The organism is Mucilaginibacter gracilis, from assembly GCF_003633615.1.
GTDB classification, from domain to species: domain Bacteria; phylum Bacteroidota; class Bacteroidia; order Sphingobacteriales; family Sphingobacteriaceae; genus Mucilaginibacter; species Mucilaginibacter gracilis.
Genome location: NZ_RBKU01000001.1, coordinates 4,369,163 through 4,395,908 on the forward strand (window position 1 = coordinate 4,369,163; position 26,746 = coordinate 4,395,908).

General features: G+C 43.2%; 25 protein-coding genes. 12 read left to right on the forward strand and 13 right to left on the reverse strand.

The annotated features are described in order from the left end of the window. Nucleotides 1-175 precede the first annotated feature (175 nt). The 4 genes from hydA to preA all read left to right on the forward strand — a co-directional run bounded on the left by hydA (nucleotide 176) and on the right by preA (nucleotide 5,661). Complete coding sequence (gene hydA / locus BDD43_RS19380) at nucleotides 176-1,558, forward strand: dihydropyrimidinase (RefSeq protein WP_121199227.1); 1,383 nt, start codon at nucleotides 176-178, stop codon at nucleotides 1,556-1,558. 317 nt (nucleotides 1,559-1,875) lie between these two features. Then, nucleotides 1,876-2,742, forward strand: coding sequence for a nitrilase-related carbon-nitrogen hydrolase (locus tag BDD43_RS19385; protein WP_211339702.1), 867 nt, complete (start codon nucleotides 1,876-1,878; stop codon nucleotides 2,740-2,742). A 166-nt stretch (nucleotides 2,743-2,908) separates the two neighbouring features. Continuing rightward, entirely contained in the window at nucleotides 2,909-4,249 is a 1,341-nt protein-coding gene (locus BDD43_RS19390; RefSeq protein WP_121199228.1) for an NAD(P)-dependent oxidoreductase, read from the forward strand. 143 nt (nucleotides 4,250-4,392) lie between these two features. Then, entirely contained in the window at nucleotides 4,393-5,661 is a 1,269-nt protein-coding gene (gene preA / locus BDD43_RS19395) for an NAD-dependent dihydropyrimidine dehydrogenase subunit PreA (protein WP_121199229.1), read from the forward strand. Here the strand turns inward: preA and BDD43_RS19400 are convergent. Next, entirely contained in the window at nucleotides 5,655-5,867 is a 213-nt protein-coding gene (locus BDD43_RS19400) for a hypothetical protein (RefSeq protein ID WP_121199230.1), read from the reverse strand. The two genes, preA and BDD43_RS19400, sit on opposite strands and share 7 nt — an antisense overlap. Before the next feature lie 58 nt (nucleotides 5,868-5,925). On the opposite strand from BDD43_RS19400, the gene BDD43_RS19405 reads away from it, so the two are divergent. From BDD43_RS19405 to BDD43_RS19415, 3 genes are all read left to right on the forward strand, one after another. Then, nucleotides 5,926-6,288, forward strand: a complete 363-nt coding sequence (locus BDD43_RS19405) for a hypothetical protein (RefSeq protein ID WP_121199231.1) — start codon at nucleotides 5,926-5,928, stop codon at nucleotides 6,286-6,288. 98 nt (nucleotides 6,289-6,386) lie between these two features. After that, on the forward strand, nucleotides 6,387-7,088 hold the full coding sequence (locus tag BDD43_RS19410) for an LOG family protein (RefSeq protein ID WP_121202044.1): 702 nt from the start codon (nucleotides 6,387-6,389) through the stop codon (nucleotides 7,086-7,088). A 45-nt stretch (nucleotides 7,089-7,133) separates the two neighbouring features. Then, nucleotides 7,134-7,997, forward strand: coding sequence for an AMP nucleosidase (locus BDD43_RS19415; RefSeq protein ID WP_211339703.1), 864 nt, complete (start codon nucleotides 7,134-7,136; stop codon nucleotides 7,995-7,997). Between the two features lie 95 nt (nucleotides 7,998-8,092). Here BDD43_RS19415 and BDD43_RS19420 read toward each other — a convergent pair whose 3' ends face one another. Beyond that, on the reverse strand, nucleotides 8,093-9,157 hold the full coding sequence (locus BDD43_RS19420) for a M20 family metallo-hydrolase (protein WP_121199232.1): 1,065 nt from the start codon (nucleotides 9,155-9,157) through the stop codon (nucleotides 8,093-8,095). A 191-nt stretch (nucleotides 9,158-9,348) separates the two neighbouring features. On the opposite strand from BDD43_RS19420, the gene BDD43_RS19425 reads away from it, so the two are divergent. From BDD43_RS19425 to BDD43_RS19440, 3 genes are all read left to right on the forward strand, one after another. Beyond that, complete coding sequence (locus BDD43_RS19425; RefSeq protein ID WP_121199233.1) at nucleotides 9,349-10,635, forward strand: TolC family protein; 1,287 nt, start codon at nucleotides 9,349-9,351, stop codon at nucleotides 10,633-10,635. 1 nt (nucleotide 10,636) lies between these two features. Continuing rightward, nucleotides 10,637-11,584 (forward strand): efflux RND transporter periplasmic adaptor subunit, encoded by a 948-nt coding sequence (locus tag BDD43_RS19430; protein ID WP_121199234.1) that lies wholly within the window; start codon nucleotides 10,637-10,639, stop codon nucleotides 11,582-11,584. A gap of 250 nt (nucleotides 11,585-11,834) precedes the next feature. Further along, nucleotides 11,835-14,918 (forward strand): efflux RND transporter permease subunit, encoded by a 3,084-nt coding sequence (locus BDD43_RS19440; protein ID WP_121199236.1) that lies wholly within the window; start codon nucleotides 11,835-11,837, stop codon nucleotides 14,916-14,918. On the opposite strand, the gene BDD43_RS19445 is transcribed toward BDD43_RS19440, so the two are convergent. After that, nucleotides 14,899-15,267, reverse strand: coding sequence for a hypothetical protein (locus BDD43_RS19445; RefSeq protein ID WP_121199237.1), 369 nt, complete (start codon nucleotides 15,265-15,267; stop codon nucleotides 14,899-14,901). The genes BDD43_RS19440 and BDD43_RS19445 overlap by 20 nt on opposite strands. A 226-nt stretch (nucleotides 15,268-15,493) precedes the next feature. Further along, the gene (locus tag BDD43_RS19450; protein ID WP_121199238.1) at nucleotides 15,494-16,231 is read right to left on the reverse strand and encodes an SDR family NAD(P)-dependent oxidoreductase; all 738 of its coding nucleotides are present in this window, start codon (nucleotides 16,229-16,231) and stop codon (nucleotides 15,494-15,496) included. A 291-nt stretch (nucleotides 16,232-16,522) separates the two neighbouring features. Between BDD43_RS19450 and uxuA the strand changes: the two genes are divergently transcribed. Together uxuA and BDD43_RS19460 are read left to right on the forward strand one after the other, a co-directional pair. Further along, the gene (uxuA, locus tag BDD43_RS19455; protein WP_121199239.1) at nucleotides 16,523-17,728 is read left to right on the forward strand and encodes a mannonate dehydratase; all 1,206 of its coding nucleotides are present in this window, start codon (nucleotides 16,523-16,525) and stop codon (nucleotides 17,726-17,728) included. 13 nt (nucleotides 17,729-17,741) lie between these two features. Next, nucleotides 17,742-19,136, forward strand: a complete 1,395-nt coding sequence (locus tag BDD43_RS19460; protein WP_121199240.1) for a glycoside hydrolase family 30 protein — start codon at nucleotides 17,742-17,744, stop codon at nucleotides 19,134-19,136. Nucleotides 19,137-19,507: 371 nt separating this feature from the next. On the opposite strand, the gene BDD43_RS19465 is transcribed toward BDD43_RS19460, so the two are convergent. The 9 genes from BDD43_RS19465 to BDD43_RS19505 all read right to left on the reverse strand — a co-directional run bounded on the left by BDD43_RS19465 (nucleotide 19,508) and on the right by BDD43_RS19505 (nucleotide 26,742). Continuing rightward, complete coding sequence (locus tag BDD43_RS19465) at nucleotides 19,508-20,317, reverse strand: SDR family oxidoreductase (protein WP_121199241.1); 810 nt, start codon at nucleotides 20,315-20,317, stop codon at nucleotides 19,508-19,510. Between the two features lie 121 nt (nucleotides 20,318-20,438). Continuing rightward, the gene (locus BDD43_RS19470) at nucleotides 20,439-20,906 is read right to left on the reverse strand and encodes a phosphatidylglycerophosphatase A family protein (protein WP_121199242.1); all 468 of its coding nucleotides are present in this window, start codon (nucleotides 20,904-20,906) and stop codon (nucleotides 20,439-20,441) included. 48 nt (nucleotides 20,907-20,954) lie between these two features. Beyond that, complete coding sequence (locus BDD43_RS19475) at nucleotides 20,955-21,773, reverse strand: TerC family protein (RefSeq protein ID WP_121199243.1); 819 nt, start codon at nucleotides 21,771-21,773, stop codon at nucleotides 20,955-20,957. 2 nt (nucleotides 21,774-21,775) lie between these two features. Beyond that, nucleotides 21,776-22,738 (reverse strand): hypothetical protein, encoded by a 963-nt coding sequence (locus BDD43_RS19480; protein ID WP_121199244.1) that lies wholly within the window; start codon nucleotides 22,736-22,738, stop codon nucleotides 21,776-21,778. Nucleotides 22,739-22,873: 135 nt separating this feature from the next. After that, nucleotides 22,874-23,995, reverse strand: a complete 1,122-nt coding sequence (locus BDD43_RS19485; protein ID WP_121199245.1) for a toxic anion resistance protein — start codon at nucleotides 23,993-23,995, stop codon at nucleotides 22,874-22,876. Between the two features lie 48 nt (nucleotides 23,996-24,043). After that, nucleotides 24,044-24,652 carry a TerD family protein gene (locus tag BDD43_RS19490; protein WP_121199246.1) on the reverse strand — a complete coding sequence of 203 codons (609 nt, stop codon included), beginning with the start codon at nucleotides 24,650-24,652 and terminating at the stop codon, nucleotides 24,044-24,046. 5 nt (nucleotides 24,653-24,657) lie between these two features. Next, nucleotides 24,658-25,212, reverse strand: a complete 555-nt coding sequence (locus BDD43_RS19495) for a TerD family protein (RefSeq protein ID WP_121199247.1) — start codon at nucleotides 25,210-25,212, stop codon at nucleotides 24,658-24,660. After that, nucleotides 25,202-26,044: a phosphoribosyltransferase family protein gene (locus BDD43_RS19500; protein WP_121199248.1), complete on the reverse strand. Its 843-nt coding sequence runs from the start codon at nucleotides 26,042-26,044 to the stop codon at nucleotides 25,202-25,204. Before BDD43_RS19500 ends, BDD43_RS19495 begins: the two co-directional genes overlap by 11 nt. Beyond that, nucleotides 26,038-26,742, reverse strand: coding sequence for an HAD family hydrolase (locus BDD43_RS19505; RefSeq protein ID WP_121199249.1), 705 nt, complete (start codon nucleotides 26,740-26,742; stop codon nucleotides 26,038-26,040). The genes BDD43_RS19500 and BDD43_RS19505 overlap by 7 nt, the downstream gene beginning before the upstream one ends. Between the last annotated feature and the right edge of the window lie 4 nt (nucleotides 26,743-26,746).

Consider the following 26,746-nt stretch of genomic DNA (forward strand, 5'->3'; position numbering starts at 1 on the left):
AATAATGAACAATATAGATGATGAAATACTGTAACAGTTATACATTAAATTTAAAAGTCTTCCTTTCGGGAAGAGATTTAAAGAGCCCAATTAAAGTCTCCCCAACCGGGGGAGATTTACATGTGGCTTTAAAAGTCTCCCCAACCGGGGGAGATTTAGAGGGGGCTTGGGCTATATGTCAATATTAATTAAAAATGGCAGAATCATAACCTCTGCCGATGATTCAGTGGCCGATATTTATATCGAGGGCGAAACTATAGTTGCTATCGGTAAAAATCTGGATTATCAAGCCGGTACGGTTATCGATGCTTCGGACAAACTCGTTTTCCCGGGTGGTATCGATCCGCATGTACACCTGAGCATGCCTTTTATGGGCACCTTTTCGAGTGATACCTACGAAACCGGAACCCGTGCTGCACTATACGGAGGCACCACAACCGTTATTGATTTTGTGTTGCAAACACAAGGCGACTCACTAAAAAATGCCTTAGCAGATTGGCAATCGCGCGCAACGGGCACAGCCGTTGGCGATTACAGTTTCCACATGGCCGTTACCGATTTTAATGAAGATATAAAGGCCGAGATAAAACAAATGGTTGAAGAGGAAGGCATAACCTCCTTTAAAACCTTTATGGCCTATAAAGGTGCACTGATGGTTGATGACCGCCAGATGTTTGATTTGATGAGTGAAGTGAAAAAACAGGGCGGGATGGTTACTGCACATGCAACTAACGGAGATATGATTGACCTCCTTGTGGCAAAGCACCGCGCCCAGGGCAAGCTATCCCCCCTGTATCACTATCTGTCGCAACCCGAAGTTACCGAAGCCGAAGCCTCTAACCGTTTTGCCCAAATGGCCGGTTACACAGGCTGCCCGGCATACATTGTTCACCTCACCTGCGAGGGTGCCTTAAACGCCGTTCGCCAGGCGGGCGCACGCAATTATCAGGTATTTGCCGAAACCTGTATCCAGTACTTAATTTTAGATGCCTCCCTGTACGAGCAGGATTTTGAAGGTGCCAAATGGGTAATGAGCCCGCCCTTACGCCAAAAAAAGGATCAGGCCGCACTATGGGCCGGTATTAACCAGGGCTTACTGCAAGTTGTAGCAACCGACCATTGCCCTTTTATGTGGGAGCAAAAACTGATGGGTAAAAACGATTTTAGCAAAATACCCAACGGCCACCCCGCAATAGAGAACCGGATAGAACTATTATATTCCGAAGGAGTAGACAAGGGCAAAATCAGCCTGTCTAAATTTGTGGAAGTATCCAGCACCAACGCCGCCAAGGCATTCGGCATGTATCCCCGCAAGGGCACCATAGCCGTAGGCAGCGATGCCGACATTGTGATATTCGATCCAAACGAAAAACACACCCTGTCTGCCGCCACCCACCACATGAATGTTGATTACTCCGGCTACGAAGGCTGGCAGGTAGCCGGCAAAGTAAAAACCGTATTACTACGCGGCAAAGTAGTTATTGATAACAACCAATGCCTGGTACAAAAAGGCAACGGCCAATTCATCAAACGCAACAAAGTATCAAACATATTGTAAGTAAAAGACGATAACCGATAATGATTTGAATGGATACATAAATTAAAAAAAAGCGTTGGCCCAGTGCGATTCCCTCCCTACGGGAGGGTGTAGGGAGGGGTTTGTGCGATGGCAAGGCGAATAAACCCCTCCCTGCCACTTCACAACCAAACGCAACCCTCCCCAAGGAGGGAATAAAAAACGTCTGCCGCTTGTGCTAAGTAAAGATTGCTTCGTACCTCGCAATGACGAAATTAAAACATAAAACAAAATATCATACATCCTCCAAATCCCCTCTCCTTTGGAGAGGGTTAGGGTGAGGCTAAAACATCAATACAATGCCACGAATCATTAAATCCGGCCTCATCCAAATGAGCTTACCCAAAACCGAAGGCGAGGGTACCATCAAAGAGATTGTAGATGCCATGATACAAAAGCACATCCCGTATATTGAAGAAGCCGGTAAACAAGGTGTACAGATACTTTGCCTGCAAGAAATATTCAGCACCCCGTACTTTTGCCCCGGTCAGGATGCCAAATGGTACGCCTCCGCCGAAAGTGTACCCGGCCCCACAACTGATTTAATGGCCCAATACGCCAAAAAATACAACATGGTCATCATCGTCCCGATATATGAAAGGGAGCAGGCCGGTGTGCTTTACAATACCGCCGCCGTAATTGATGCCGATGGTACGTACCTGGGTAAATACCGCAAAAACCACATCCCACAAACCAATGGCTTTTGGGAAAAATTCTTTTTTAAACCCGGTAATTTAGGCTATCCGGTGTTCCAGACTAAGTATGCCAAAGTAGGCATTTATATTTGTTACGACAGACATTTTCCCGACGGCGCACGTTGCCTGGGCCTAAACGGTGCCGAAATTGTGTACAACCCATCGGCAACAGTAAAAGGTTTATCGCAATACCTGTGGCAGTTAGAGCAACCCGCGCACGCTGTAGCCAACGGTTACTTTATGGGCTGCATTAACCGCGTTGGCGAAGAAAAACCCTGGAACCTGGGCAAGTTTTACGGTACATCGTACCACGTAAATCCCCGCGGACAAATTATCGGCCAGGCATCCGAAGATAACGACGAACTACTGGTTACCGAGTTTGATTTGGACATGATTGACGAAGTGCGCAGCACCTGGCAATTCTTCCGCGACCGTCGCCCCGAAACCTACGGCCCGATAACGGAACTGTAATTTATAGAGTCAAGAAGCGAGAGTCAAGAATCAAGATACAGGAAATAAGAATCAAGAATTAAGATACAAGAATCAAGACAGTAACTTAAAATGGAAATAAAGAAACATCTGCACATCCCCGCGTCTGCAAATCCAAAATCGAACATCCGAAATCCGAAATAAAAATATGGCTATAACTAATTTCAGGCTTACAACTGATGAGTACACCGAGAACTTCTCGGACATACATCCCCCGTTTGAAAACCTTACGGCTGCACTGGTTGAGGCTAACCGCTGCATTTTTTGTTACGATGCACCCTGCATCAAATCGTGCCCTACCAGCATCAACGTGCCCAAGTTTATTAAACAAATAGCAACCGAAAACATTAAAGGTTCGGCCCATACCATATTCGATTCCAATATTATGGGTGGCGGCTGCTCCAAAGTTTGCCCGGTAGAAAAACTATGCGAAGGCTCATGCGTGTACAACCTGATGGAAGAAGAACCCATACAGATAGCACGTTTACAACGTTACTCCACCGAAAAAGCCATTCGCGAAAAATGGCCTTTGTTTACCCGCAAGCCGTCAAACGGTAAAAAAGTAGCAGTAGTAGGCGCGGGGCCTGCCGGTTTATCGTGTGCGCACGTGTTATCCCGCCAGGGCGTTGATGTTACCATTTACGAAAAGGAAGCCAAAGGCGGCGGCTTAATGACTTATGGTATAGCTGCTTACAAGGTAACCCCCGAGTTTTGCGAAGACGAAGTTAACTACGTACTATCATTAGGTGGTATCGAAATAAATTACAATCAGGAATTAGGTAAAAATATTACCCTGCCCGAACTACAAAGCCAGTACGATGCCGTTTACATAGGCATAGGCGTTGGCCTTGCCCGCCAGTTAGAAATACCCGGCGAACATTTGGAAGGTGTTGAAGATGCCATCAGCTTTATATACGACATCCGTAGCAAACCCTTTAACCAGGTTAAGGTAGGCGAAAACGTAGCCGTAATAGGTATGGGGATGACGGCTATTGACGCCGCCACCCAGGCCAAACGCCTCGGCGCAAAACAGGTAACCATGGTTTACCGCCGCACCGAGGCCGAAATGCCCTGCACCCAGGTTGAGCTTGATATAGCTAAGCTTGACGGCTGCAACATTATTTGGCTGGCCGCTCCTAAAGAAGTATTGGGTGTTGACGGCAAAGCTACCGCGTTGGTTTGCAGTAAAATGATTTTGGGCGAGCCCGATGCAAGCGGTCGCCGCTCGCCAATTGAAACTGGCGAAACCATTGTTTTAGAAGTAGACATGATTATAAAGGCCGCCGGGCAAATGCCCTTTGAGAGCCTGGTATCTGGCTTGAGCCTCGAAAATAAATATGGCAAAATAACAACCGATGCCCACGGCGTAACCAGCCTGAACGGCGTATTCGCAGGCGGCGACTGCGTAAACGGGGGCCGCGAAGTTGTAGATGCCGTACAAGCCGGCAAAGACGGCGCAGCAGGGATTTTAGAATTTTTAAGTGTGTAATTGGTTTATGGATAATTGTTCATAGATCATAGTAAGAAGTGTTAAATTAGATAAAAGAACAGGTTAAAAATAATACTTGATGTTGTGGTGATCTATGAACCATCATCCATCAACTATGAACTCCTAACCCTCAATAACTACTCATGGCCGATATATCATCAAACTTTTTAGGCATTAAATCGCCAAACCCGTTTTGGTTAGCCAGTGCGCCGCCAACCGATAAAAAAATAAACGTACTCCGCGCTTTCGAAGCCGGGTGGGGCGGCGTGGTATGGAAAACCCTGGGCACACAGGTAAAAAACGTATCGTCGCGCTATTCGGCGGTTGATTATCATGGCAGCCGCGTAATGGGTTTCAATAACATCGAGTTAATATCCGATAGGCCGCTGGATATTAACCTTATCGAAATTAAAGAAGTTTTAAAAGAATTTCCCGATAGGGCAATGGTAGTTTCGCTCATGGCCGATAACGATCGCGAAAGCTGGCACGAACTCATAAAAAAAGTGCAGGATACCGGCGCTCACGGCCTCGAACTTAACTTTGGCTGCCCCCACGGCATGACGGAGCGTGGCATGGGCGCCGCCGTAGGCCAGGATCCCGAAATTGCCCGCATGGTGGTTGAGTGGGTTATGGAAATTGCCACAATACCCGTAATAACCAAATTAACCCCAAATGTGCATTCGGTAGTGCCAACCGGCTTGGCGTCGGTGTTGGGCGGTACAAATGCCCTGTCGTTAATCAATACCATTCAATCCGTAACCGGTATTGATCTCGATACCTTAATTCCAAATCCAAATGTTGGCGGTAAATCGGCCTTTGGCGGTTATTGCGGCCCGGCGGTAAAACCAATAGCCTTAAAATTTTTAACCACCATTGCCCAAAACGAAATTACCCGCAAGGTACCGGTTTCGGGCATAGGCGGCATAAGCACCTGGAAAGATGCTGTTGAGTTTATGCTGCTCGGCGCTTCAAACGTGCAGGTTTGCACCGCAGCCATGAAACATGGTTTCCGCATTGTTGAGGATATGATTGAGGGCCTAAACTATTGGATGGACGATAAAGGCTTTAAAACCCTAAACGATTTTATCGGCAAATCCGTCCACACCATGTCTAACTGGGAAGATCTGGATATCAACTACCACGTTATAGCCAACATTAACCAGGATAAATGTGTGCATTGCGGCTTGTGTTACATCGCTTGCGAAGATACCTCGCACCAATCTATCACGCTTGATTATGGCAAGCCATACAACAAATACACCATTAAAGAAGAAGAGTGCGTAGGCTGCAACCTGTGTAACCTGGTTTGCCCGGTTGACGATTGTATAACCATGGTTGAGCACCGCAAGGCCGACGAATATATGAACTGGAAAGACTTTCAACGCCTGGGTTTGCCCCTTAACGATCATTGATCTGTAAATGCAATTATTGCTTTAAAAACTGAGTAAAAAGCAATAATTGCAACGTTTATTTGGCTAAACAGCAAAAATTTTGGTTCAATGTTAAATAATTGTAAATAATTTAATTCAATTTCTTGATACTTTAAAAGTAAAGCGTTAAATTTAAGGGTTTTGTGTACAATAACTGCGTAAAAGACCGGGGCAACCTGTTCTTCCAAATAGTTTGGGAATTAAAATTAGAACTTGACCTTATTTTAAACTTTTACTTGTAAGTATATGCATCCTGAAATTGAAGCTGTAATAAAACTACCCGTTGAAGGGTATTCCGAGCCAAACGAAATAGCTCAAAACAATGCCGATAAACTAATTTCGCACATCACCCGCAAGGGCCTTTACCAAACCAACATGTTAAATAAAACATGGACGGGCGGTTTAAGCATCTTCCTCATCTGCGGCGATTGGCAGTTCCACATGCAGGCCAACAACGAGGGGCGCATCGTTTACATCCTTTTTAAAGGGCAAGTACAGTTAGATTGTGGCAGCGTATATTACGAGCAGTACACGCATATACTTTCGCACTATTTAAACGCTATAAAATTTAGCGCATCGCCCGTTAGCCTGCGGCAAACGGGTTCGTAATACCTATTGCAATAACTGTAATAATTATTGCAATACACACCGCATAAATTGCCGTGCATGCTGCCAAAAGCATCAGCGCGGTATATAATATATACTACATGAAAGAGAATAGAATACGGAAGGCGTTTGAAAATAAAGACTGGAACGAAATTAAAGTTACCGACTCGTGGCAGATACTCAAAATAATGGCCGAGTTTGTTGATGGGTTTGAGAAACTGGCTAAAATTGGCCCCTGCGTATCCATATTCGGTTCGGCACGTACCAAAGCCGATCATAAATATTACCAGTTAACCGAAAAAATTGCCGCCCTGCTAACCAAACAAGGCTACGGCGTAATATCAGGCGGCGGGCCCGGCATTATGGAGGCAGCCAACAAAGGTGCTTTTGAAGCCGGGGGAAAATCCGTTGGTTTAGGTATCGAACTGCCCTTTGAAACGTTCGAAAATAAATACATCGATCGCGATAAGCTGCTGGAGTTTAAATACTTTTTTGTGCGCAAAGTAATGTTTATGAAATACGCACAGGGCTTTATAGCCATGCCCGGCGGCTTTGGCACGCTCGATGAGTTTTTTGAAGCCGTTACCTTAATACAAACCGGTAAAATAGCAAGGTTCCCCATTGTTTTAGTTGGCACTGAATATTGGGGCGATTTAATTGAGTGGACAAAAGATAAAATGCTAACCGCCGGCAACATTAAAGCCGAAGATTTAAACCTCTTTCGCCTGGTTGATACTGCCGAAGATGCTGTAGATCATATTGTTAAGTTTTACGAAAAATATATAATTAAGCCCAATTTCTAAATTTAGTTTGCAGATTTTTAAAAGAGGTGTATTGAAAACAAAAAGATGAACGAAGAAAAAGAGATTAAAAAGGATGCTTTAATTGTTGAACGCTCTAAAAAAGTAAAAGAGGTACAGGGGCCTGTGCGCTCCGGTTTAAAAACTAAGGAGGCTATTGTAAACAATTGGCTGCCACGCTACACTGGCCGCCCGCTCGAAGATTTTACACCTTATATCATCCTCACTAATTTTTCGGGCTATTTACAGTTGTTTTCAAAATGGCATAACGATGCACCCATTATGGGCTTAGATAAACCCATGCAAAGCGTAAGTGCCGATGGTATTACCATTATTAACTTTGGCATGGGCAGCGCCCTTGCAGCAACCGTGATGGATTTGTTAACCGCCATTACACCAAAGGCCGCCATATTTTTAGGCAAATGCGGTGGCTTAAAAAAGAAAAATAACGTTGGCGATTTAATATTGCCCATAGCCGCCATACGCGGCGAAGGCACATCAAACGATTATATGCCACCCGAAGTACCCGCCCTGCCGTCATTCGCACTGCAAAAAGCCATCTCAACCACCATACGCGAGCACGACCGTGATTACTGGACAGGCACCTGCTATACCACCAACCGCCGTGTTTGGGAACACGATAAAAAATTTAAAAAATACCTTAAAACCCTGCGAGCAATGGCCATTGATATGGAAACCGCAACCATTTTCACAACCGGCTTTGCCAACAAAATACCCACCGGTGCGCTGCTTCTGGTGTCCGACCAGCCCATGATCCCCGAAGGCGTAAAAACCGCCGCAAGCGATAGCAAAGTGACCGAGCAATACGTAGAAACCCAACTAAAAATAGGTATCGACTCGTTAAAACAACTCATCAACCACGGCCTAACAGTAAAACATTTAAAGTTTTAGTTGTAAAATTTTAATTTAATGGAAACCTTTAGACCTTAACATTTCCCTGTATCCTTTTACCTTTAATCTTTATCCTTTCACCCTTAACCTTACCACTACATAATTCCTTCCAGCATCGCAACATACAAATCAATCCCTTCCTTAATCTCGTTAACATAAATAAATTCATCCGAAGAGTGGGAGCGGGCCGAATCACCAGGGCCAACCTTTACGGATGGTATATCCAGTAACGACTGGTCCGACGTGGTAGGAGAACCATACGTTGTTCTGCCCAGTTTGATGCCCGATTGTACAATCGGGTGGTTTCTATCTATCGATGATGGTTTTAACCGGATAGAACGGGCCTTTACCTCGCAATCAACATGCTCCTTTATCATCTCCAGCACTTGCTCATTGCGGTAAGCATCCGTAACGCGCACATCAACAGTAAAGGTGCAGGTAGCAGGCACCACATTATGCTGCGAACCTGCGTTGATCATAGTTACCGACATTTTAATGGGCCCAAATATCTCCGATTCCTTCGGGAACCTATACGTGCGGAACCATTCAATATCCTTCATGGCCTTATAAATGGCGTTGTCGCCTTCTTCGCGAGCGGCATGTCCGGCTTTGCCGTGCGCAGTGCAATCTAAAACCATCAAACCCTTTTCGGCAATGGCAAGCTGCATTTGGGTTGGTTCGCCCACAATGGCAAAATCCAGTTGGCCTAAGTCCGGTATAATCAATTCCAACCCGTTGGCCCCCGAAATTTCTTCCTCGGCAGTAATGGCTAGGCACAAATTATATTTAAGATTTTGCCTTTCATAAAAATATAAAAACGTTGATATTAACGATACCAGGCTGCCCCCGGCATCATTGCTGCCAAGGCCGTATAATTTACCGTCCTCTATTTTAGCCTCAAAAGGGTCGCGGGTATAACCCGTGTTTGGCTTAACTGTATCATGGTGCGAGTTAAGCAATATAGTAGGTTTTGCCGCATCAAAATATTGGTTACGTGCCCAAATATTATTCATTTTGCGCTCGGTTTTAACACCGCGAGCATTTAAAAAATCAACTATAATAGCTGCGGTATTTGCCTCTTCCCGGCTAAACGATTGGGTAGCAATTAACTGCCCGAGCAGCCCAACTGCGTTATTAAATAAAGTGTTTGTATCGGTCATATATATATAATGGAGGCAAAATTAGATATTTGAGTGCTATTATTTAGTGCGGTTTAATTTTCGTGCCAAATTAATCTGCTTTTAATGCGCATTTTTTTTAGATACATTTTTTCTACAGATTTATAATGTAGTTTTACAACAGTAATACAAAAACAATATAAGGTATTACAACAGGCACGCACCATACCACAATGAAATCAGCTTTTAGTTTTCTATTATATATTATTTTAGTTATTTTTAGTCAAGTAGCTTTTGCCCAGCAGCTTAATATCGATTATTTTATTAGCAACGCACTAAAAAACGATGCAGGCATTAAGCAAAATGTTAACCAGCAGCAAATATATGGCCTGCAGGCGCAACTCATTAATGCCCAAAACAAAAAGCCGCAGGTAAACTTTACTTCCGATTATACTTTTGCACCATTTTTTGCAGATAACGGTAAACCTATCAGCATCACACCAAACCCCGCTGCCGATGCCTTTGGTTACGATGCCGCTTTAACCAACGGCGGCCTGTATGCCACGCAACTCAATGTAGCTATACCGTTGCTCAATAGAAAAACAATAAGCACTTTACAGGATCAAAACACCAACCTTGCCGCCGTTAACCTCAGCACAAAAAAACAACTTGAACACGATTTACGCAAAAACGTAACCGACCTGTACATACAGGTTTACCAGGCCCAGCAACAGGAAGAATACCTGCAACAAGTAATACAACAGGTAAGCGAGCACAAAGCCACTGTAGAAGCACTGGTAAAACGCGGCCTTTTAATGCAGAGCGATTATTTACTTTTAGAAATTGAACAAAATGGCCGCGAAACCGATTTAAGCACCGCCCGCATTGCCGAAGTAAACGCATACGGTGCCCTAAAAAATGCTGCTGCCATAAGCGATACCGGCTTCAACAAACTCCAGGAACCCGTAATTGCAATACAGGCCAGCCCCGCCACGTTTTATTTTCGCGAAAAATTTAAACTCGATAGTTTAACTATTTCGCTTCAGCAAACAGCCTTTAATACCAAATACTTACCTGCCTTAACCTTTGCGGGAAGCGGCGGAATGATGGCTTCCGATTTTACCAACATCCCGCACAACGTAGGTTTGGAGGCTTCGCTGCACCTCAACATCCCTATTTACGATGGCCGCCAGCGTAAAATTAACGACAGCCAAAATAAAATAACCCAGCAAGGCATTGCTTACGCCCGCGATAACTTTACCATTCAGCAAAAAAACTACCTGCAAAATATTCAAAAGCAAATTGGCCTGTTTAACCAAAACATGGTATTAATTAAAAAACTGATACAAAAGCAAGATTTACTATTGCAATTGGATAAAGAAAAACTGCAAAACGGCCAGCTATCCATCATCGAATACATTAAATCAATATCCGATTATGTAGCCGCAAAGCAAAACTTAACAGCCGCCAAAGTGCAGGTACTTTTATTGGCCAATCAATACAATTATTATAACTGGTAAAATGTATAAAAAACTACAAATATTAAGTGTTTTAGGTACAGCAATACTGCTGGGCGCTTGCACTGGTGCCGATAAGCCCGAAGGCGATGCCGAAGTTAAAAGCACCCCTTTGGTTACCCTCAGCAAGCCTGTTACGCATACTTTTAACAATAGCATTATTTTTAATGCTACTACACAGTATCAGCAAAAATCGGTAATAAGGGCAGGTATAACGGGTTATATTAAACACCGTGGTTGGAAAACCGGCGACTATGTAAAAACCGGCCAGGTATTTTGTACCATAACCAGTAAAGAGCAGCAGGCACTTAAAAATATTGATAAAGGCGGCATATTGGCCCAATTTCGCGATCCTATCAAAATAACTTCCGGTACATCGGGTATTATAACCGCCGTTAATTTCCAAAACGGCGATTATGTGAGCGAAGGCGATGTGTTGGCAAACCTGGTGCAAACATCATCATTAGTGTTATTGGTTAACGTGCCCGTTGAGTATTTGGGCAAAGTTAAAGCAGGCACACCCTGCACCGTAATAATGCCCGATGGCCGTCGGGTTAGCTCGCACCTGCAAAACGGTTTACCCACTGCCGATCCTGCCGTGCAAACACAATCCTTCATCGTAAACATGGGCGCAAACAATTTACCCGAAGGCGCAAATTTAAAGGTAAGCATATCTTTATCAGGCCCGCAAGCGGGCCTGGCAGTACCCGTTGCCGCCGTACAAACCGACGAAACACAACAGCATTTTTGGGTATTTAAGTTAGGAAAAAATAACATAGCCTATAAAGTGGAGGTACAGGCCGGCAAAATTTCGGCAGACTCGCTGCAAGAGATCAAAAGCGATAAAATTACCGCAACCGACCAGGTAATTGTCAACGGTGCTTACGGCCTGGCAGATTCGAGCAAAGTAAAACCCCTTCCGTCCCCTAAAGGGGAAACTTCTGATAAGTAATAGCCCATGAAAAAACAGATTATAAGATTTAAGCATTGGGCCAGCGCGATTCCCTCCCCACAGGAGGGTGCAGGGAGGGGTTTATGCGAGAGTAAGGCAAATACCAACCTCCCCACCGTTGTCATTGCGATAGAACCGGGGTTGGTAAGAGCGGTTGAGCGAAACAGAAATCTTCCGCGATATACAAAGCCGGACTGCATTATGAAAAAAATTTCTTACTTATTCCCCCTTCAGGGGGTTAGGGGGTACAATGCAAGATAACCATACAAGTAGCTCCCCCTTCAGGGGGCGGGGGGGGCTGGGGCTTCACCACCACTATAAAAAACCATTATTCGGTTTGCTGGTGCTTATCATTATGGGTGGGGTATACAGCTATAAGCAATTAAAAACAGGCTTGTTTCCGGATATTACCTTCCCCAAGATCAAAATTATTGCCGAAGCAGGGCAGCAGCCGGTTGATAAAATGATGACCACCGTTACCATTCCCATCGAAAACGCCATCAAACGTACCGAAGGGTTGGATTATATACGCAGTACCACATCTCGCGGCAGTACCGAGTTTAATGTTTTTTTACGCTGGGATGCCGATATTGACAAGGCTATGGCCCAGGTACAGGGCCTTACCGACCAAATTAAAGGCGATTTGCTGCCCAATACCCAAATATCGGTTCAAAAAATGAACCCGTCTATTTTACCCGTAATGGGCTTCTCGCTCGAAGGTAACCGCTCCGGTATCGAGCTCCGTAAAATAGCTCAGTTCCAGGTACGGCCCTTGCTGGCCGCCGTATCCGGCGTGGCCGATATTGCAGTTATAGGCGGCAAAACCAAAGAATACCAGGTAGTGTTGCAAGCGGCCAAACTTTCGGTTTTAGGTATTACGCCGGCGCAAATATCAACGGCTATTACACAGGCCAACATACTGGCATCCAATGGTTATATTAACGATCATGGCCGTATGTATTTAAACCTTACCGATAATGCCCTCGATAATTTAAGCAAGCTGCAAAACCTGGTGGTACTCAACAACCCGCACCGCACCGTGCAGCTTAAAGATGTTGCCGATATAAAAATTAACGCCCAAAAAGAGTACGTGCGCATAAACGCCAACGGTAAAGATGTACCCCTGGTTGCCGTAATTAAACAACCCGACGCCAATTTAATTGATGTTAATAACGATATTATGGCCAAAGTGGCCGAGCTTGATAAAATATTGCCGCCCGATGTACATTTAAAACCCTACTATAAGCAAGCCGATTTTGTTAACGACAGCATTAGCAGCATACGCGATGTACTTTGGATTGGCTTAATACTGGCCATTTTAGTGGTTATTGTTTTCCTGCGGTCGTGGCGGGCGAGTGTTATCATCCTCATTACCATCCCGGCTACCTTGGCACTTTCCGTTACCGGGATATTACTTGCCGGTTACACTTTTAATATCATGACATTGGGTGCCATTGCCGCCGCCATTGGCTTAATGATAGATGATGCCGTAATCGTTGTCGAACAAATTTACCGCAGCCACGAGGAGCATCCCGCCCAAGGTATGCACCATACCGTGCGCAAGGCCATAGCCTATTTGTTTCCGTCAATGCTGGGTTCGTCGCTAAGTACCATCGTCATATTTATACCTTTTATATTAATGAGCGGTGTGGCAGGTGCATACTTTAAGGTGCTGGCTTTCAGTATGATTATCACACTTAGTATGTCGTTTTTTGTAACGTGGCTGCTGCTGCCTATGCTGTTTATTTTTATCCCGCTAAGTAAAAATGTAAAACCGCATAAAGAGGTTAAAGATGGCTGGATCAAATTCTTTTTAAGGATGCCGTTTATCAGCATTGTTTTTATTGCATGCTGCATTGCTCTCATTGTGCTGCTTCCCGGAAGGTTGCCCTCAGGCTTTTTACCTCAAATGGACGAGGGTGCCATCGTTTTGGATTATAACAGTCCGCCCGGAACTACCCTTGAAGAAACCGACCGCATGTTGAAACAGGTTGACGACCTGATTAAAAAGCAACCCGAAGTAGCATCGTTTTCACGGAGGCTGGGCACCCAAATGGGCTTTTTTATTACCGAGCCAAACCGCGGCGATTATTTGATACAACTAAAAAAACAGCGCGATAAAACCACCGAAGCCGTGAGCGACGAGTTACGCGGTAAAATACAAGCCGTGTTACCACAACTCACCATTGATTTTGGGCAGGTAATTGAAGATATGCTTGGCGATTTAACCACATCGGCCCAACCCATAGAAATTAAAGTTTTTGGCGACGACCGTAAAACTTTAGAAGACATTTCGCGAAAAGCCGCCGCGCTGGTTAAAGACGTAAAAGGCACTGCCGACGTTTTCGACGGTATAACCATAGCCGGCCCGCAAATGACGGTTGTACCCAACGTAACCAAATTGGCCCAACTAGGCATGAACCCCGCCGATTTTCAGTTTCAGCTACAAACCCAGTTAGATGGTAATGTGGTGAGTACAATGGTAGAGAAAGAACAGTCCGTTAACATCCGCATGATTTATCCCAACGCTGCGCAAACATCGGTACAACAATTTGAGGCTACCAATATATTTTTACCATCCGGGCAAACCAAGGCACTTTCGGCTGTTGCCGATGTTAAAATTGAAGCTGGCGTAGCCGAAATAGAACGCGAAAACCAAAAAATGATGGGCGTAATAAGCGCCCGACTGGATAAGCGCGATTTGGGCGGTACACTTAAAGATATTCAAAGTAAGCTATCAACCATAAATATACCCCCGGGCTACCGCATTGAGTACGGCGGCGATTACGCCCAGCAGCAGAAAGCCTTTGCCGAATTGTTAACCATTTTAATAACATCAAGCATACTGGTATTTATTGTTTTGCTGGTTATGTTCCGCAGTTTTATGGCGGCGGCAATTATCATATTTTTAGCCATAATGGGTGCCGCAGGTTGCTTTGTAGCCCTGTTTATTACGCATACCCCTTTAAACGTAGGCAGCTATACAGGTATTATTATGATAATTGGGATTATTGCCGAAAATGCCATATTCACCTACCACCAATACCAAACCGGCCTGCTGGAATGGACAAGCGAACAAAGCATTATACACGCCATAGCAGCACGCCTGCGGCCCAAATTAATGACAGCCACCGGGGCCATTATAGCACTGCTTCCCCTGGCGCTCGGCATTGGCACCGGTGCCCAACTGCACCAGCCCTTAGCCATAGCGGTAATAGGCGGCCTGTTGTTTGCTCTGCCGTTGTTATTAATTGTATTACCAACCCTGCTTAAATTATTAAAGCACGGCAATACTCCAAATACCGAACACGGAGTTAATGAAGTAAATGGGTAATACAATTTTGGGTGATAAAAAACAATAAAATAGAACCGAGAACTATATTAATTTCTGTTAGATTTTTACGGAATTTAAAATAGAAAAATATATTTGAGCAGATCGCGATAAATAGAAATACAATGATCGGCTTATAACTTACCCAAATTTCAGCGTATGTTAACGCAGTAATTTCCAACTGCTTTTTGTTGCCATTAATTGCAGCAAAAACATCGTTGAAAGCATATTTTATACAAAGCATGTACGCACAACTTAAGGCATAATAAAAACCAGCATAAACCAATAGGTAAATGACAAGTATTTGATAGTTTAAGTTTTTAACCGGCCCTATATTTAACTGCGTTGGCATGGTAAGCTAATTTAATTAGCCAAAAGGTACGGGTAAATTTTCAAAAAAACATTTTCCACAAATATTTTCGCGGGGTTAACATCTTAATAACGAAAGCGCAATAAAATATACGTTACATTAAAGACCTGTTTGAGTAAATAAAACCTTGTAAATTTGTTGTGAATTTCAATAAGTGCTGTTTATAGCGTTATACCACCATGTTCCCGGTACATGCATATTTAATCACTTAAAACCCAATAGAGTTACCACCATCAACAGGTAACACAACCCCGGTAACATACTTTGCCGCTTCCGACGACAGAAAATATACTGCTTCTGCAACATCTTCCGGTTCGCCCAGTTTGCCCATCGGCGTACGCGACATCACTTTTTGTTTCCGCTCCGGGTCGCTGTCTAAAGCCTTTGCCGACATGTTGGTTTTTATAAACCCCGGTGCCACACAATTTACCCGTATGCCACGGGCCGATAGTTCAACAGCCATAGCCCTCGTCATGCCCTCAATTCCGGTTTTAGATGCCGTATAGGCAATAACGTAAGGTATACCATATTGCGCCGCCATCGAGCTAATGTTAATTATGCAACCAGTGCCGGCCTGTAGCATCACCTTTGTTACTTCGCGGCTAACGCTAAAAACGGCATTCATGTTGGTTTGCACCACCCGGCCAAATTCCTCGTCGCTCACTTCAGTAAAATGCTTTTTAAGGTTAATGCCGGCGTTATTAACCAATATATCAATATGGTTATACTCGGTAGTAATCTCGCTAATTAAAGCAGGTATAGTATCCAGTTTACCCAGGTCGGCCACTTTATATTGGCAAAGCTCGCCAAGTTCGGTTGCAACACGAGCTAAATTTTCTTCGTTACGGCCAATAATTATGGTTTGTATACCGCTTTGTACAAATTTTTTGGTAACGGCTAAACCTAAGCCAGAAGCTCCGCCAGTTACAATTGCAGTTTTTTTCATTGGGGTTATTTAGTGGTAGAAATTAATTTAAGAGGTTTTTTTATGGTGGATAATTTTTCGTCAATAAAAATTAAAACGGTGCTAACACGTTTAACTTATAACCAACCAAAAAAATATGCAACAATTTGCCGCCGGATAGCGCTTTATTAATTATTTGTTTTTTCTTTGTAATCGGTTGCAAATATGTGCGAAAATACTCAATTTCAATCAAATTTTTAAAAAATTGATTGTTAATAACCGACAGAAAAATATTATAAAACGATAACCTTATTTAAACCATTCACCCTAAATATGCTACCAAATTTAGAACAAACATTCCGTTGGTTTGGCCCTGCCGACCCGGTAACCCTGGCTGCAATTAGCCAAACCGGTGCTACAGGCATAGTAACTGCACTACACCATATCCCTTGCGGGGACGAATGGAGCCTGGCCGAGATTAACCAACGTAAAGATATTATTGCTAAAGCAGGTTTGCGTTGGTCGGTTGTGGAGAGTGTAAACATACACGAGAGTATCAAAACCGCCGGAGAACACCGCGACCACTATATTGCCAAATACATTGCAACTTTACGCAATCTGGCGGCGGCTGGCCTAAAAACGGTGTGCTACAACTTTATGCCCGTGCTTGATTGGACGCGTACTAATTTAGATTACCGCCTGCCCAACAATGCTTCGGCCTTGCGTTACCATGCCCCGGCTGTGGCGGCATTTGATTTGTATATTTTAGAGCGCGAAGGTGCTTATACCGATTTTACCCCTAAACAGCAACAAGCCGCAAAGCAATTTTTGGATAGCATTGATGCCCAACAAAAAGAATATTTAACCAACACCATTATGGCCGGCCTGCCCGGCACCGATGAGGTATTTACCATTGCCGAATTTAAAGAGCACCTGCAACGCTACGCACAAACAGATGCCGCCAAGCTTAAAGAAAACCTGGCCTATTTTTTACGCGCCATAATACCGGAAGCGGAAAGCGCCGGAATAAAAATGTGCATCCACCCAGACGATCCGCCTTTCCCTATACTGGGTTTACCCAGGGTTGTATCAACCGAGCAAGACCTGCGCGACCTGGTTAACTATTGCCCGTCTCCGGCAAACGGCATAACGTTTTGCACCGGTTCGTTGGGTGCCCGTGCAGATAACGACCTGCCCGGTATAGTAAGCAGGCTGGGAAGCCATATCCACTTTATCCATTTACGCAACGTACAACGCGAGGCCGACGGCAGCTTTTACGAAGCCGACCACCTGGGCGGCAGCACAAACATGTATGCCGTAATGAAAAATATTATTTTGGAGCAAAAAAAACGAACAAACAGTAACCGAAACGATATAAGCATACCCATGCGCCCTGATCATGGCCATAAAATACTCGACGATTTTAACTATAATACCTATCCCGGCTACTCGGTTATTGGCAGGCTCAAAGGCCTTGCCGAACTTCGCGGTTTAGAGATGGGCATCAAGCAAACTTTGTTTGACGAATTGGTTTCTTAATTGTTCAATAAACATGAAGTGTAAGCTGTTTTTAGTTTTTTTATTAGCAACCGCCTTTAGCGGGCAAACATTTGCGCAGGTAAGCGTGTGGTTAACCAACGCCGATAAATCGGCCCTGTTTGCCCGGCAAAAACAAACCCTTGTATTTAAAGCGACCGATGAACAAAACCAGATTATCACTCTCGACGAAACCGTAACCTACCAAACTATTGATGGTTTTGGTTTTGCCCTAACCGGGGGCAGCGCCATGCACATCATCCGCATGGCCCAACCTGCGCGCGAAGCCTTGCTCAAAGAGCTTTTTGCTACCAATGATAATAATATCGGCGTAAGCTATTTACGTTTAAGCATTGGCGCATCGGATTTGAACGATCACGTTTTTTCGTACGACGACCTGCCTGCCGGGCAAACCGATACAAAGCTGGAAAAGTTTGATCTCGGTCCCGATAAAAAGGATGTTATCCCTTTGCTGAAACAGATATTGACCATTAATCCTAAAATAAAGATCCTGGGTTCGCCATGGTCGGCCCCGGTGTGGATGAAAACCAATGGCCATACCCGGGGCGGCAGTTTAAAACCCGAATACTATGAGGCTTATGCCAATTACCTGGTTAAATACCTAACCGAAATGCAGCGTAACGGTATTACCATTGATGCCATAACCGTGCAAAACGAACCCCTCAATCCGGCTAATAACCCCAGTATGTACATGGAAGCGGCAGATGTGGCCGCATTTATAAAAACCAGCCTGGGCCCAGCCTTTAAAGCAGCCGGAATTAAAACCAAAATTGTGATATACGACCATAATGCCGACAGGCCCGATTATCCCATTACGGTTTTAAACGATCCCGAAGCTAAAAAATATATTGATGGTTCGGCCTTTCATTTATACCAGGGCGATATAGATGCATTAAGCCGGGTACACAAAGCCCATCCGGATAAAAACCTGTATTTTACCGAGCAGATGGTTATTGATGATCGCGATTCGTCACAATTTAAGGTATCAAAACCGGTGTCTGATGTTTTTATCGGGGCCACCCGTAACTGGTGCCGCAATGTGCTGGAATGGAACCTAGCCGCCGATGCCCAAAATCAGCCGCATACCGATAGGGGAGGTTGCCCCATGTGCCAGGGCGCGGTTACCATAAATAACGATGCCGTAAAGCGCAGCATAGCTTATTATGCAATGGCACACTTTTCTAAATTTGTAAGGCCAGGAGCGGTTAGGGTGGCATCAAACAATTTGGATGCCTTGGCCAGCGTGGCCTTTAAACTGCCCGATAGTAAAAAGGTTTTAATTGTTACCAACACAGGCACAACAACCCAAATTTTCGACATTTTTTTTAAAGGTAAAGCCGTTACTACCAGTTTAAAAGCAGGTTCGGTAGCAACATATTTGTGGCAATAACCTTTAACAGGCTGTTAAAAACACCTAAACTATCGTTCATTGCGAGTGATAGAATCCTATGGCCTATGAAAGTGAACTGACGAATAAGAGCGTTGACTTGTGCGATTCCCCTCTTGAGAGGGGCGGAGGGGTGTGTTATTTTCGAAATGCCTGTCGTACAACACACCCCTGCCACTGCACTCGCCAACGCGCCCCCTCTCCAAGAGAGGAATTAAAAACGTCATGGTTAGGTACCAAGGAATCTCACAAAACTGCGCCTTTAGGCACAATGCTTAACAACTACTTTTGCCCGGTAACTTAATGTTAGCCTATCAAACTAAAAAAGCCCGGTATTTTCATACCAGGCTCAATTATTTTTATCTGATTATTTTTTACTTGATGCCGTAATGGTCGTTCATTAACTTTTCAAACAAACCGCCGGGTAATATGGCCTTTAAAGTTGGCACAATGGTTTGGCCAACCTGCCCAACCAAATAACGGTGCGACGGGCTCGATGAATCTACAATTTTACATAACGTTTTAGCTAACGATTCGGGACTTGGCGCAATGCTTTCGTCTTTTTCCATTGCAGCAACGGCGGCATTGTATTCCGTTTCAAGGGCTTCATTCTGGATGCTAAAAGGTATTTTGCTGCGGTTTTGGCTAAAGTCCGATTTAAAATCTCCGGGGTTAATAATGGTTACCTTAACACCTGTATTGCGCAGTTCCATACGCAAACTTTGCGAGTAACCCTCAATAGCATATTTTGATGCGCTGTACATGCTTTGGTAAGGCAAACCAAACAAACCCGCCAACGAGCTGATGTTTACAATTAAGCCCTTTTTATTGGCAATCATGCCGGGCAATACCGCGCCGCACATGCGTATCACACCAAAAAAATTTACTTCAAACTGGCTCTTGGCGCTTTCTACAGGCATGGCATAAGCAGGGCCGGCTACACCGTTACCGGCATTATTTACCAACACATCCAGCTTGCCTTCGGCTTTAATAATGCTATCAATAGCCGCCTTTACCGATGCATCGCTGGTAACATCAAGCTCAATAGGTTTAAATGACACCGAACTTAACCGTTTTAAATCCCGCGCCGAACCATAAACTGCGTGGCCTTTTGCCTGCAATGCATTTGCACAGGCCAAGCCTATGCCCGATGATGCGCCTGTTACCAGAATAACTTTTTTCATTATATAAAGTATTGACTATTGAGGTGTTTTGTTGATAATTGTTTGTAGTGTAAAGATGCAAATTTATCAATAAGCGCAAAATTTGTTTTTATAATCTTGGTTTTTTGCAACAGCCTGTGGCTTATATTTTAACTTTTAAAAATACGATTAACACGTAATAGGCCACCCACAACAATAGGTTTGAGTACACACCGGCAAGTACATCGTCCATCATAACACCCATGCCGCCGGGGATATCTTCCATCTTACGGATAAACAAGGGTTTCACAATATCGAAAAAGCGAAATAAAACTAACCCCGCAATTAAAAAATACAAATTTGCCGGGATAAACAACATCGTAATCAGCATACCGGCAACCTCATCAATTACTACGCGCGAACTATCTTCGCCCCAGTCGGGTTCAACTTTATTGCTTACGTAAATGCCAATAAGTGTAATCACCATGGTGATAAGCAAAAAGTACCAGCCGTTTTGCAGGGCCGGGTTTTGCCACCAAAACCATATAAAAATGCAGGTTAACATGGCGGCATAAGTACCGCCGCCTTTTAAAAAGCCTACACCTGCAATTGATGCTATTATTTTATTCATTAACGGTTACCGGACTGTTTACCGGCATGATAGGGTAAAAAAACAGAATCAGGATTTATCCAAAACATCCTCGGCAGCTTCGGCAACTTCGGGTTCAATAATGTTTTTTTTAGGATAATTAAACAGTAACGATGTAATTACCGGGATAACAAAAATAGCCACCGTAAATACCGAAACAAAAATGTCGGCCTTTTCGCCTTCCATCATTTTAGAAAAAGCCGCATCCGGATAAAAGTGGATATATATCGAAGCTGTTAGTTTAATACCTAACACACCAATAACCACAAAGGCAACCGTTTCTAAAAATGTAAACTTTTCCATCAGCTTAACAAAAGCCTGCGCTACAAAACGCATGGCCAGTATACCAATAAAAACGCCGGTATAAATTAAAAAAACATGGTCGGTAAAGGCTACGGCAGCAAAAACGTTATCTATCGAGAAAGCCAGGTCCATTAATTCAACAATGGCAACTGTGGCCCAAAAAATGCCGAACACACCCACAGTTGATTTATATAGCCAATTTTGGCTCTTATCTACAGATTCATCTTCGCCGCCGCCTGCTTCGGCAATTTTCCCTTTAAAATAGTTAAACGCAAGGTACATTAGGTATAAGCCGCCAATAGGTTTTAGCCACCATATTTTAACCAGCCACGATGCTAAAAACAAACAAACGCCACGCAAAACATAGGCGCCTATAATACCGTAGCGTAAAGCTTTGGCTCTTTGCTCTTTTGGCAAATCAATTACCATAGTGGCCAGTACGGCAGCGTTATCTACCGAGAGCAGGCTCTCAATCACAATCAGGTTTAAAATTATAAGCAGCCCGGCTTTAATATCGGGCCCTAAAAGCGTGTGTAAAAAATCCATATTTATATAATATCAGTATTTAACATTGTTTTTAAAATATTGGCCTGTATGTCAAAATTGCCCACGTTGTCTAAAAAATGAATGTCTTGAATCTTTTTATAATTTTCGGCCAGCAACGCCTTTATTTCGGTTGGCATGTTGGCTTTCATCGCTCCGGCGCTGCTTTGTAATTTGTCATTCTTATCTTTTAATTCGCGGATCAATGCTTCCTTTTTCGACAAATTATTTAACCAGCTATTGGTGCTTATCTTCGTAATATCGCAAAATAAGAATAAATTATTAGAAGGCGAGTATATAAAATACCTGTCGGCATTCAAAAACTTATAAACTTCTATAATTTGGCTCCCTGCTTTTAGGCCGCAATAAAACTCAGTTTTAAAATCGTATTTGCACAATACGCCCATTAATCTTTTTTGAATGGTGGCGTAACTATTTGTGTAAACGTTGTTTAAATCGTAGTCGGTAAGTTCGGCAAAGAGTTCGGGCGTAATGGTATAAAAAAAATCGGGTGCAAAGCGCGAACTAAAAGCATTAATGTTTTTTGAGAACGGATTTTCGGTTGAATCAGTCGATAATACCTGGAACAGTTTGCGCAACGACAGGTTTATTTTGAGCGATTGCCTTTGCTTATCCTGGTTATAGTTGGCTTCGGTATAAATGGTATCGCTCAGTTTATCAATCATTTCTTTGTTGAGCTGTATCTCGTCAAACAAAAGGCTGATGTTGTTTTCGTTGCTTTTTTTAATTTTCCTTAGCAAATCAACCAAGCTGGCGGTAAATTGCAGGTGAAATAATTGCAGCTTGTTAATATCCAGTTCGGGGTTGGTTTCAAACATTTTATGGATAACCTGGCTGCGCAGGTAAATTTTATAAATAACATCTTCGGCAAAAAAAACAGACAGCAGTTGCAGTTTGCTTATCATGCCGTTAGATTCATTTAAAATATTTAGCCTGTTTTCATCCATTAACCGGAGGTAAAATTATTAAAATTGTAGTTACAAAATTACGAAATTATAGATTGACCCATGGTATAAAAAAAGCCGCCACTCGGCTTAACCCGTGGCGACTTTTTATAAATTAAAATACGTGGTGGCTATTGGCTATGTAAGGCTCGTAACGTTTTTCTTCAGTTCTACTTCAAGGTTTTGCAGTTCGGTATTCAGCACCTTGCGGTTTTGCGTACCCTCGTCGTGTATCCTTTTTACTTCTGTTAAGGTTTCTATCAGCGATGCGGTTGTTTTCTTCAAAGTTTCTAACGATACCACCGTTTTTTCATTCTCGCGGGCAACATCAATGCTGTTTTGTTTAAGCAGCTCGGCATTTTTTTGCAGAATAGTGTTTGTGGTGTCGGATATTTTCTTTTGCATTTCCACATTCTCTTTTTGCCTGTGGAGTGCAACTGCAATGGTGAGTTGGTTTTTCCAAACCGGTATGGTGGTCGAAACAATAGACTGGGCCTTTTCGGCGATAGACGTATTGTTGTTTTGCACCACCCGTATTTGCGCCAGCGACTGCATCATAATAAAACGCACCACCTTTAAATCGGCAAGGCGCTTATCAAGGCGGTTTACAAAATCGCGCATGTCGGCAATCTCGTAATCGTTATAAGCCGATGGGTTGGCATCCATTTGCGCCAGTTGCTCGCTCAGTTCATTAAACTTGAGCTGGCCCGAGATAATAAGCTCTTCCATTTGATGGATGTAGCCCACATTGCTATCAAACATGGTTTGCAGCGAGCTGTTATCCTTGATAGAATTTACCCGGCCCGCCTTAATTTTATTGGTTATTTTATCAATGTTGTTAACAACCGTATCGTACTTTTGAAATAGCTTTTTAGCATCAAAAACCAGTTTTTTAACAAACGGTATGTGCGATATAAACGACGAAAAAGCACCCTGGTTTAACTCGTCAACGTCAATATAGTTCAGTTCGGTAAGCAGGTCGGTAATCAATACGCCAACTTCGCCCGAGTTATAGGTACGTACCGATGTTAAAAAGGTATTACTGTACCTTTCCATCGAGTTTTGCACCTCGGTACCATAATTAAGTATCGAGTTAACATCCTTAGGGTTAAGGTCTTTACTTAGCTCGGCATATTTTTGTACCTCTTCGGGTTTAATGTTGGTTAAATCCACATTTCCCTCTTTATCCAGCTTTACCGGCGTGGCCGCTAAGTTTACCGGTGTTATATTCAGCTCATCGCCGTTTGGTATGGTTTCCATAATTTGCAATTAAAATATACTAATAACGATAATGCTTTTTATCGTGCCTTATAAATAATTTTGGCCAACGGTGTTAACAGTTTCCTGTAGTTTTTTATCTTTTGTGGGCTCGCCAATGGCATTAAATTTCCATTCGTCGTTCCGTTTATAAAACACACCCATTACCATTGATACATAGCCTGCAAAATCGGGGCTGTGGGCAATATCGTAAGTGGCAAAAACCTCATTAACCCGCGTAGGCGTACCCTCGTAAATGCGGATGGAGGCAAAAGGAATGTGCCCAAAATCATGTCCGCGAAAGCTGTTAAGCATAAACGCAACATAGGTTACGGCCGGGTGCAGGGTGGTAAAGTTAAGGGTAATTATTTCGTTATCAAGGCCGTCGTCGCCATCTACGTCGCCGGTTAAGTCGTCGCCGCTGTGCCTTACCGATCCATCCTTCGAGGTCAGATTGCCAAAGTATATTACATCCAAAAGCTGCTTGTCTTCGGCAAACAAAGCGCAACTGGCATCCAGGTCAACCGCTTCTTTAGTAGTACCAAAAAAACCTTTTTTTACAATAGCACCCCAGTTAATACCCACACAAACCGATTGCAGCTTGTTGCCATTATCTTTTTGCAGATTAATGCGCTGCCCTTTTTGAAGATTAATTGCCATAATTTTTAGTTGTATTTATTTAAATAATCCTGTAAACCGCCCTTCATTCCGGCGCCAACAGCTTCAAATTTCCAGGTGTTATCACGTTTGTATATCCTGCCAAACTCAACCGCGGTTTCAATGGAAAAATCCTCTTCCAATTCGTATTTTAATATTTCGGCATTAGTGGCCGAATCAAAAATGCGGATGAACGAATTGCGCACCTGCCCAAAGTTTTGCCTGCGGCTATCGGCCTCATGTATGGTAACTACAATGCAAATTTCGGATACACGTGGGTCAATTTTACTCAAATCAACAATTACCTGTTCGTCGTCGCCATCGCCCGCACCTGTTAAATTATCGCCCGTGTGCTGTACTGCCCCGTCGGGAGATTGAAGGTTGTTGTAAAACACAAAAAAATCGTCTTCAACTATTTTTTTGTTTGCATCTAATATAAAAACCGAAGCATCCAAATCAAATGCACTGCCTGTAGACGAACTGTTAGTGTCCCAGCCCAGGCCTATAGTAAACTTTGGAGTAGTTATAGCTTCGCGCTGGCCTTTTTGCAAGTTAATTGCCATGTTGTATTATTTTATGGTTATTTAATAGGTTTAATGTAATAAAGTTAAGATTTTTTGAGTAAGCATCAATATGATGATAGCCATTACCGAGTGCCATATCGTAAAGCAAATCAATAAAAAAACTGGTTTGGTTACCTATAAAAATGCGGAAACTATCATGGTCGTAATTCAATATGTATTTAACTATACGGGTGTTAATAGTAAAGCTGCCGCTTTTTATGATACCTTCCAAATCAAAAATTGATTTTACCTGGTGATAGTTTAAATGGTTTTCTATATTAGGGTGAATGTTTTTATTCACCAGTTCGGCAAAGTACAGCATGTAAACATCGTTGTTCAGTTGATAGTTTTCAACCATTTTCATAATCATGCGCTCGTGGCTGCCGGTAATTTTTATGTCGTCTAAAAAAATTAGTGTTTTGCCTTCCAAAAAATCCCTGTCAATGTGAAACGAGTCGTTACCGATGAGTTTCATTCGGTCTTCGGCGCTTAGTTCGCCATAGTCTTCTTTGTAGGTTATGGTGCGGTGTACCTTGGTTTCTTGCACCACATGGTAGCCGTTAGTGGCCAGCCAGCGGTTTAAGCGGCACACAAACCAGGTTTTCATGGCAAATGTGGCCGTAGGGATAAACGAGTAGGGGCTTGATATAACTACTATTTGTTTTTCTATAGGCTGTTTTGCCAGGCACTCCTTAATAAAGCCATCGGCCAGTTGGGTGCCAAATGTTTTTGCCACGGCTTCGTCTCCAAATTTAAAACGGCTGTAATCGTCGGCACTAAAGCCAAAGCCCGACGAATTATTAATATGATGAAGCGAATAGCTGACTAACATGGATTAATTAAGCTGGTAATACTTTTATTGTTCGAATTAATAAGCAGGCTCTTTATACCCACTGCATTTGCCCCTTCAATATCTGCCTTGGGGTTATCGCCAATATGAATAATATTTTTTAAATCAATGTCAACATGGTTATAAAGTAAAGTTATGTTTTTAAGCATAAGGTTAAACAAAGCGGCATTGGGCTTTGATAAACCAACCTCGTCCGAATATAATTGAAAGTTAAAGTATTCGTTCATACCCAGTTCAGCCAATATTTTGCGTAGTGTTACCCCTTTTATAAAACCGGTATTGCTTAATAAGCTCATTGTAGCCCCGCTGTTTTGTTTTAGATGCAATAGCACCTCATTTGTTTCAGCCGAATATACGATTGGCATATAATTAAACAGCAGCCTTTCCATATCATCAAACAATTTGCCGGTATCAATATCATGCAGGTTAAATTGATTATCATTAATCATGCTGATAACCATCAAATACATTTCGTCGGCATCAATGTTTTTGCCTGTGCGTTCGTTAATGGTGTTGCACATCAGGTCAACCTGCCTAAAAGCCAGGGCAACATCGGCAATGCTTTTATTGGCCGGGTTAAAATCCCGGTGAAAAATTTTAGTGCGTTCGGTTTTGAACCCGCTATTTGATTTGATAAGCGTTAGCCATAAATCAAACGAGTAATGCTGGTAGTATTGCATAGGG

Excerpts from the sequence above, each read along its gene's own strand:
- BDD43_RS19405 (WP_121199231.1), top strand. The coding sequence starts at position 5,926 with ATGCATCCTGAAATTGAAGCTGTAATAAAACTACCCGTTGAAGGGTAT.
- BDD43_RS19460 (WP_121199240.1), top strand. The coding sequence starts at position 17,742 with ATGAAGTGTAAGCTGTTTTTAGTTTTTTTATTAGCAACCGCCTTTAGC.
- BDD43_RS19505 (WP_121199249.1), bottom strand. The coding sequence starts at position 26,742 with ATGCAATACTACCAGCATTACTCGTTTGATTTATGGCTAACGCTTATC.
- BDD43_RS19415 (WP_211339703.1), top strand. The coding sequence starts at position 7,134 with ATGAACGAAGAAAAAGAGATTAAAAAGGATGCTTTAATTGTTGAACGC.
- BDD43_RS19470 (WP_121199242.1), bottom strand. The coding sequence starts at position 20,906 with ATGAATAAAATAATAGCATCAATTGCAGGTGTAGGCTTTTTAAAAGGC.
- BDD43_RS19480 (WP_121199244.1), bottom strand. The coding sequence starts at position 22,738 with ATGGATGAAAACAGGCTAAATATTTTAAATGAATCTAACGGCATGATA.
- BDD43_RS19390 (WP_121199228.1), top strand. The coding sequence starts at position 2,909 with ATGGCTATAACTAATTTCAGGCTTACAACTGATGAGTACACCGAGAAC.
- BDD43_RS19475 (WP_121199243.1), bottom strand. The coding sequence starts at position 21,773 with ATGGATTTTTTACACACGCTTTTAGGGCCCGATATTAAAGCCGGGCTG.
- BDD43_RS19425 (WP_121199233.1), top strand. The coding sequence starts at position 9,349 with ATGAAATCAGCTTTTAGTTTTCTATTATATATTATTTTAGTTATTTTT.
- BDD43_RS19420 (WP_121199232.1), bottom strand. The coding sequence starts at position 9,157 with ATGACCGATACAAACACTTTATTTAATAACGCAGTTGGGCTGCTCGGG.
- hydA (WP_121199227.1), top strand. The coding sequence starts at position 176 with ATGTCAATATTAATTAAAAATGGCAGAATCATAACCTCTGCCGATGAT.
- BDD43_RS19465 (WP_121199241.1), bottom strand. The coding sequence starts at position 20,317 with ATGAAAAAAGTTATTCTGGTAACAGGCGCATCATCGGGCATAGGCTTG.
- BDD43_RS19495 (WP_121199247.1), bottom strand. The coding sequence starts at position 25,212 with ATGGCAATTAACTTGCAAAAAGGCCAGCGCGAAGCTATAACTACTCCA.
- BDD43_RS19430 (WP_121199234.1), top strand. The coding sequence starts at position 10,637 with ATGTATAAAAAACTACAAATATTAAGTGTTTTAGGTACAGCAATACTG.
- BDD43_RS19440 (WP_121199236.1), top strand. The coding sequence starts at position 11,835 with ATGCAAGATAACCATACAAGTAGCTCCCCCTTCAGGGGGCGGGGGGGG.
- preA (WP_121199229.1), top strand. The coding sequence starts at position 4,393 with ATGGCCGATATATCATCAAACTTTTTAGGCATTAAATCGCCAAACCCG.
- BDD43_RS19445 (WP_121199237.1), bottom strand. The coding sequence starts at position 15,267 with ATGCCAACGCAGTTAAATATAGGGCCGGTTAAAAACTTAAACTATCAA.
- BDD43_RS19490 (WP_121199246.1), bottom strand. The coding sequence starts at position 24,652 with ATGGCAATTAATCTTCAAAAAGGGCAGCGCATTAATCTGCAAAAAGAT.
- uxuA (WP_121199239.1), top strand. The coding sequence starts at position 16,523 with ATGCTACCAAATTTAGAACAAACATTCCGTTGGTTTGGCCCTGCCGAC.
- BDD43_RS19500 (WP_121199248.1), bottom strand. The coding sequence starts at position 26,044 with ATGTTAGTCAGCTATTCGCTTCATCATATTAATAATTCGTCGGGCTTT.
- BDD43_RS19485 (WP_121199245.1), bottom strand. The coding sequence starts at position 23,995 with ATGGAAACCATACCAAACGGCGATGAGCTGAATATAACACCGGTAAAC.
- BDD43_RS19450 (WP_121199238.1), bottom strand. The coding sequence starts at position 16,231 with ATGAAAAAAACTGCAATTGTAACTGGCGGAGCTTCTGGCTTAGGTTTA.
- BDD43_RS19385 (WP_211339702.1), top strand. The coding sequence starts at position 1,876 with ATGCCACGAATCATTAAATCCGGCCTCATCCAAATGAGCTTACCCAAA.
- BDD43_RS19410 (WP_121202044.1), top strand. The coding sequence starts at position 6,387 with ATGAAAGAGAATAGAATACGGAAGGCGTTTGAAAATAAAGACTGGAAC.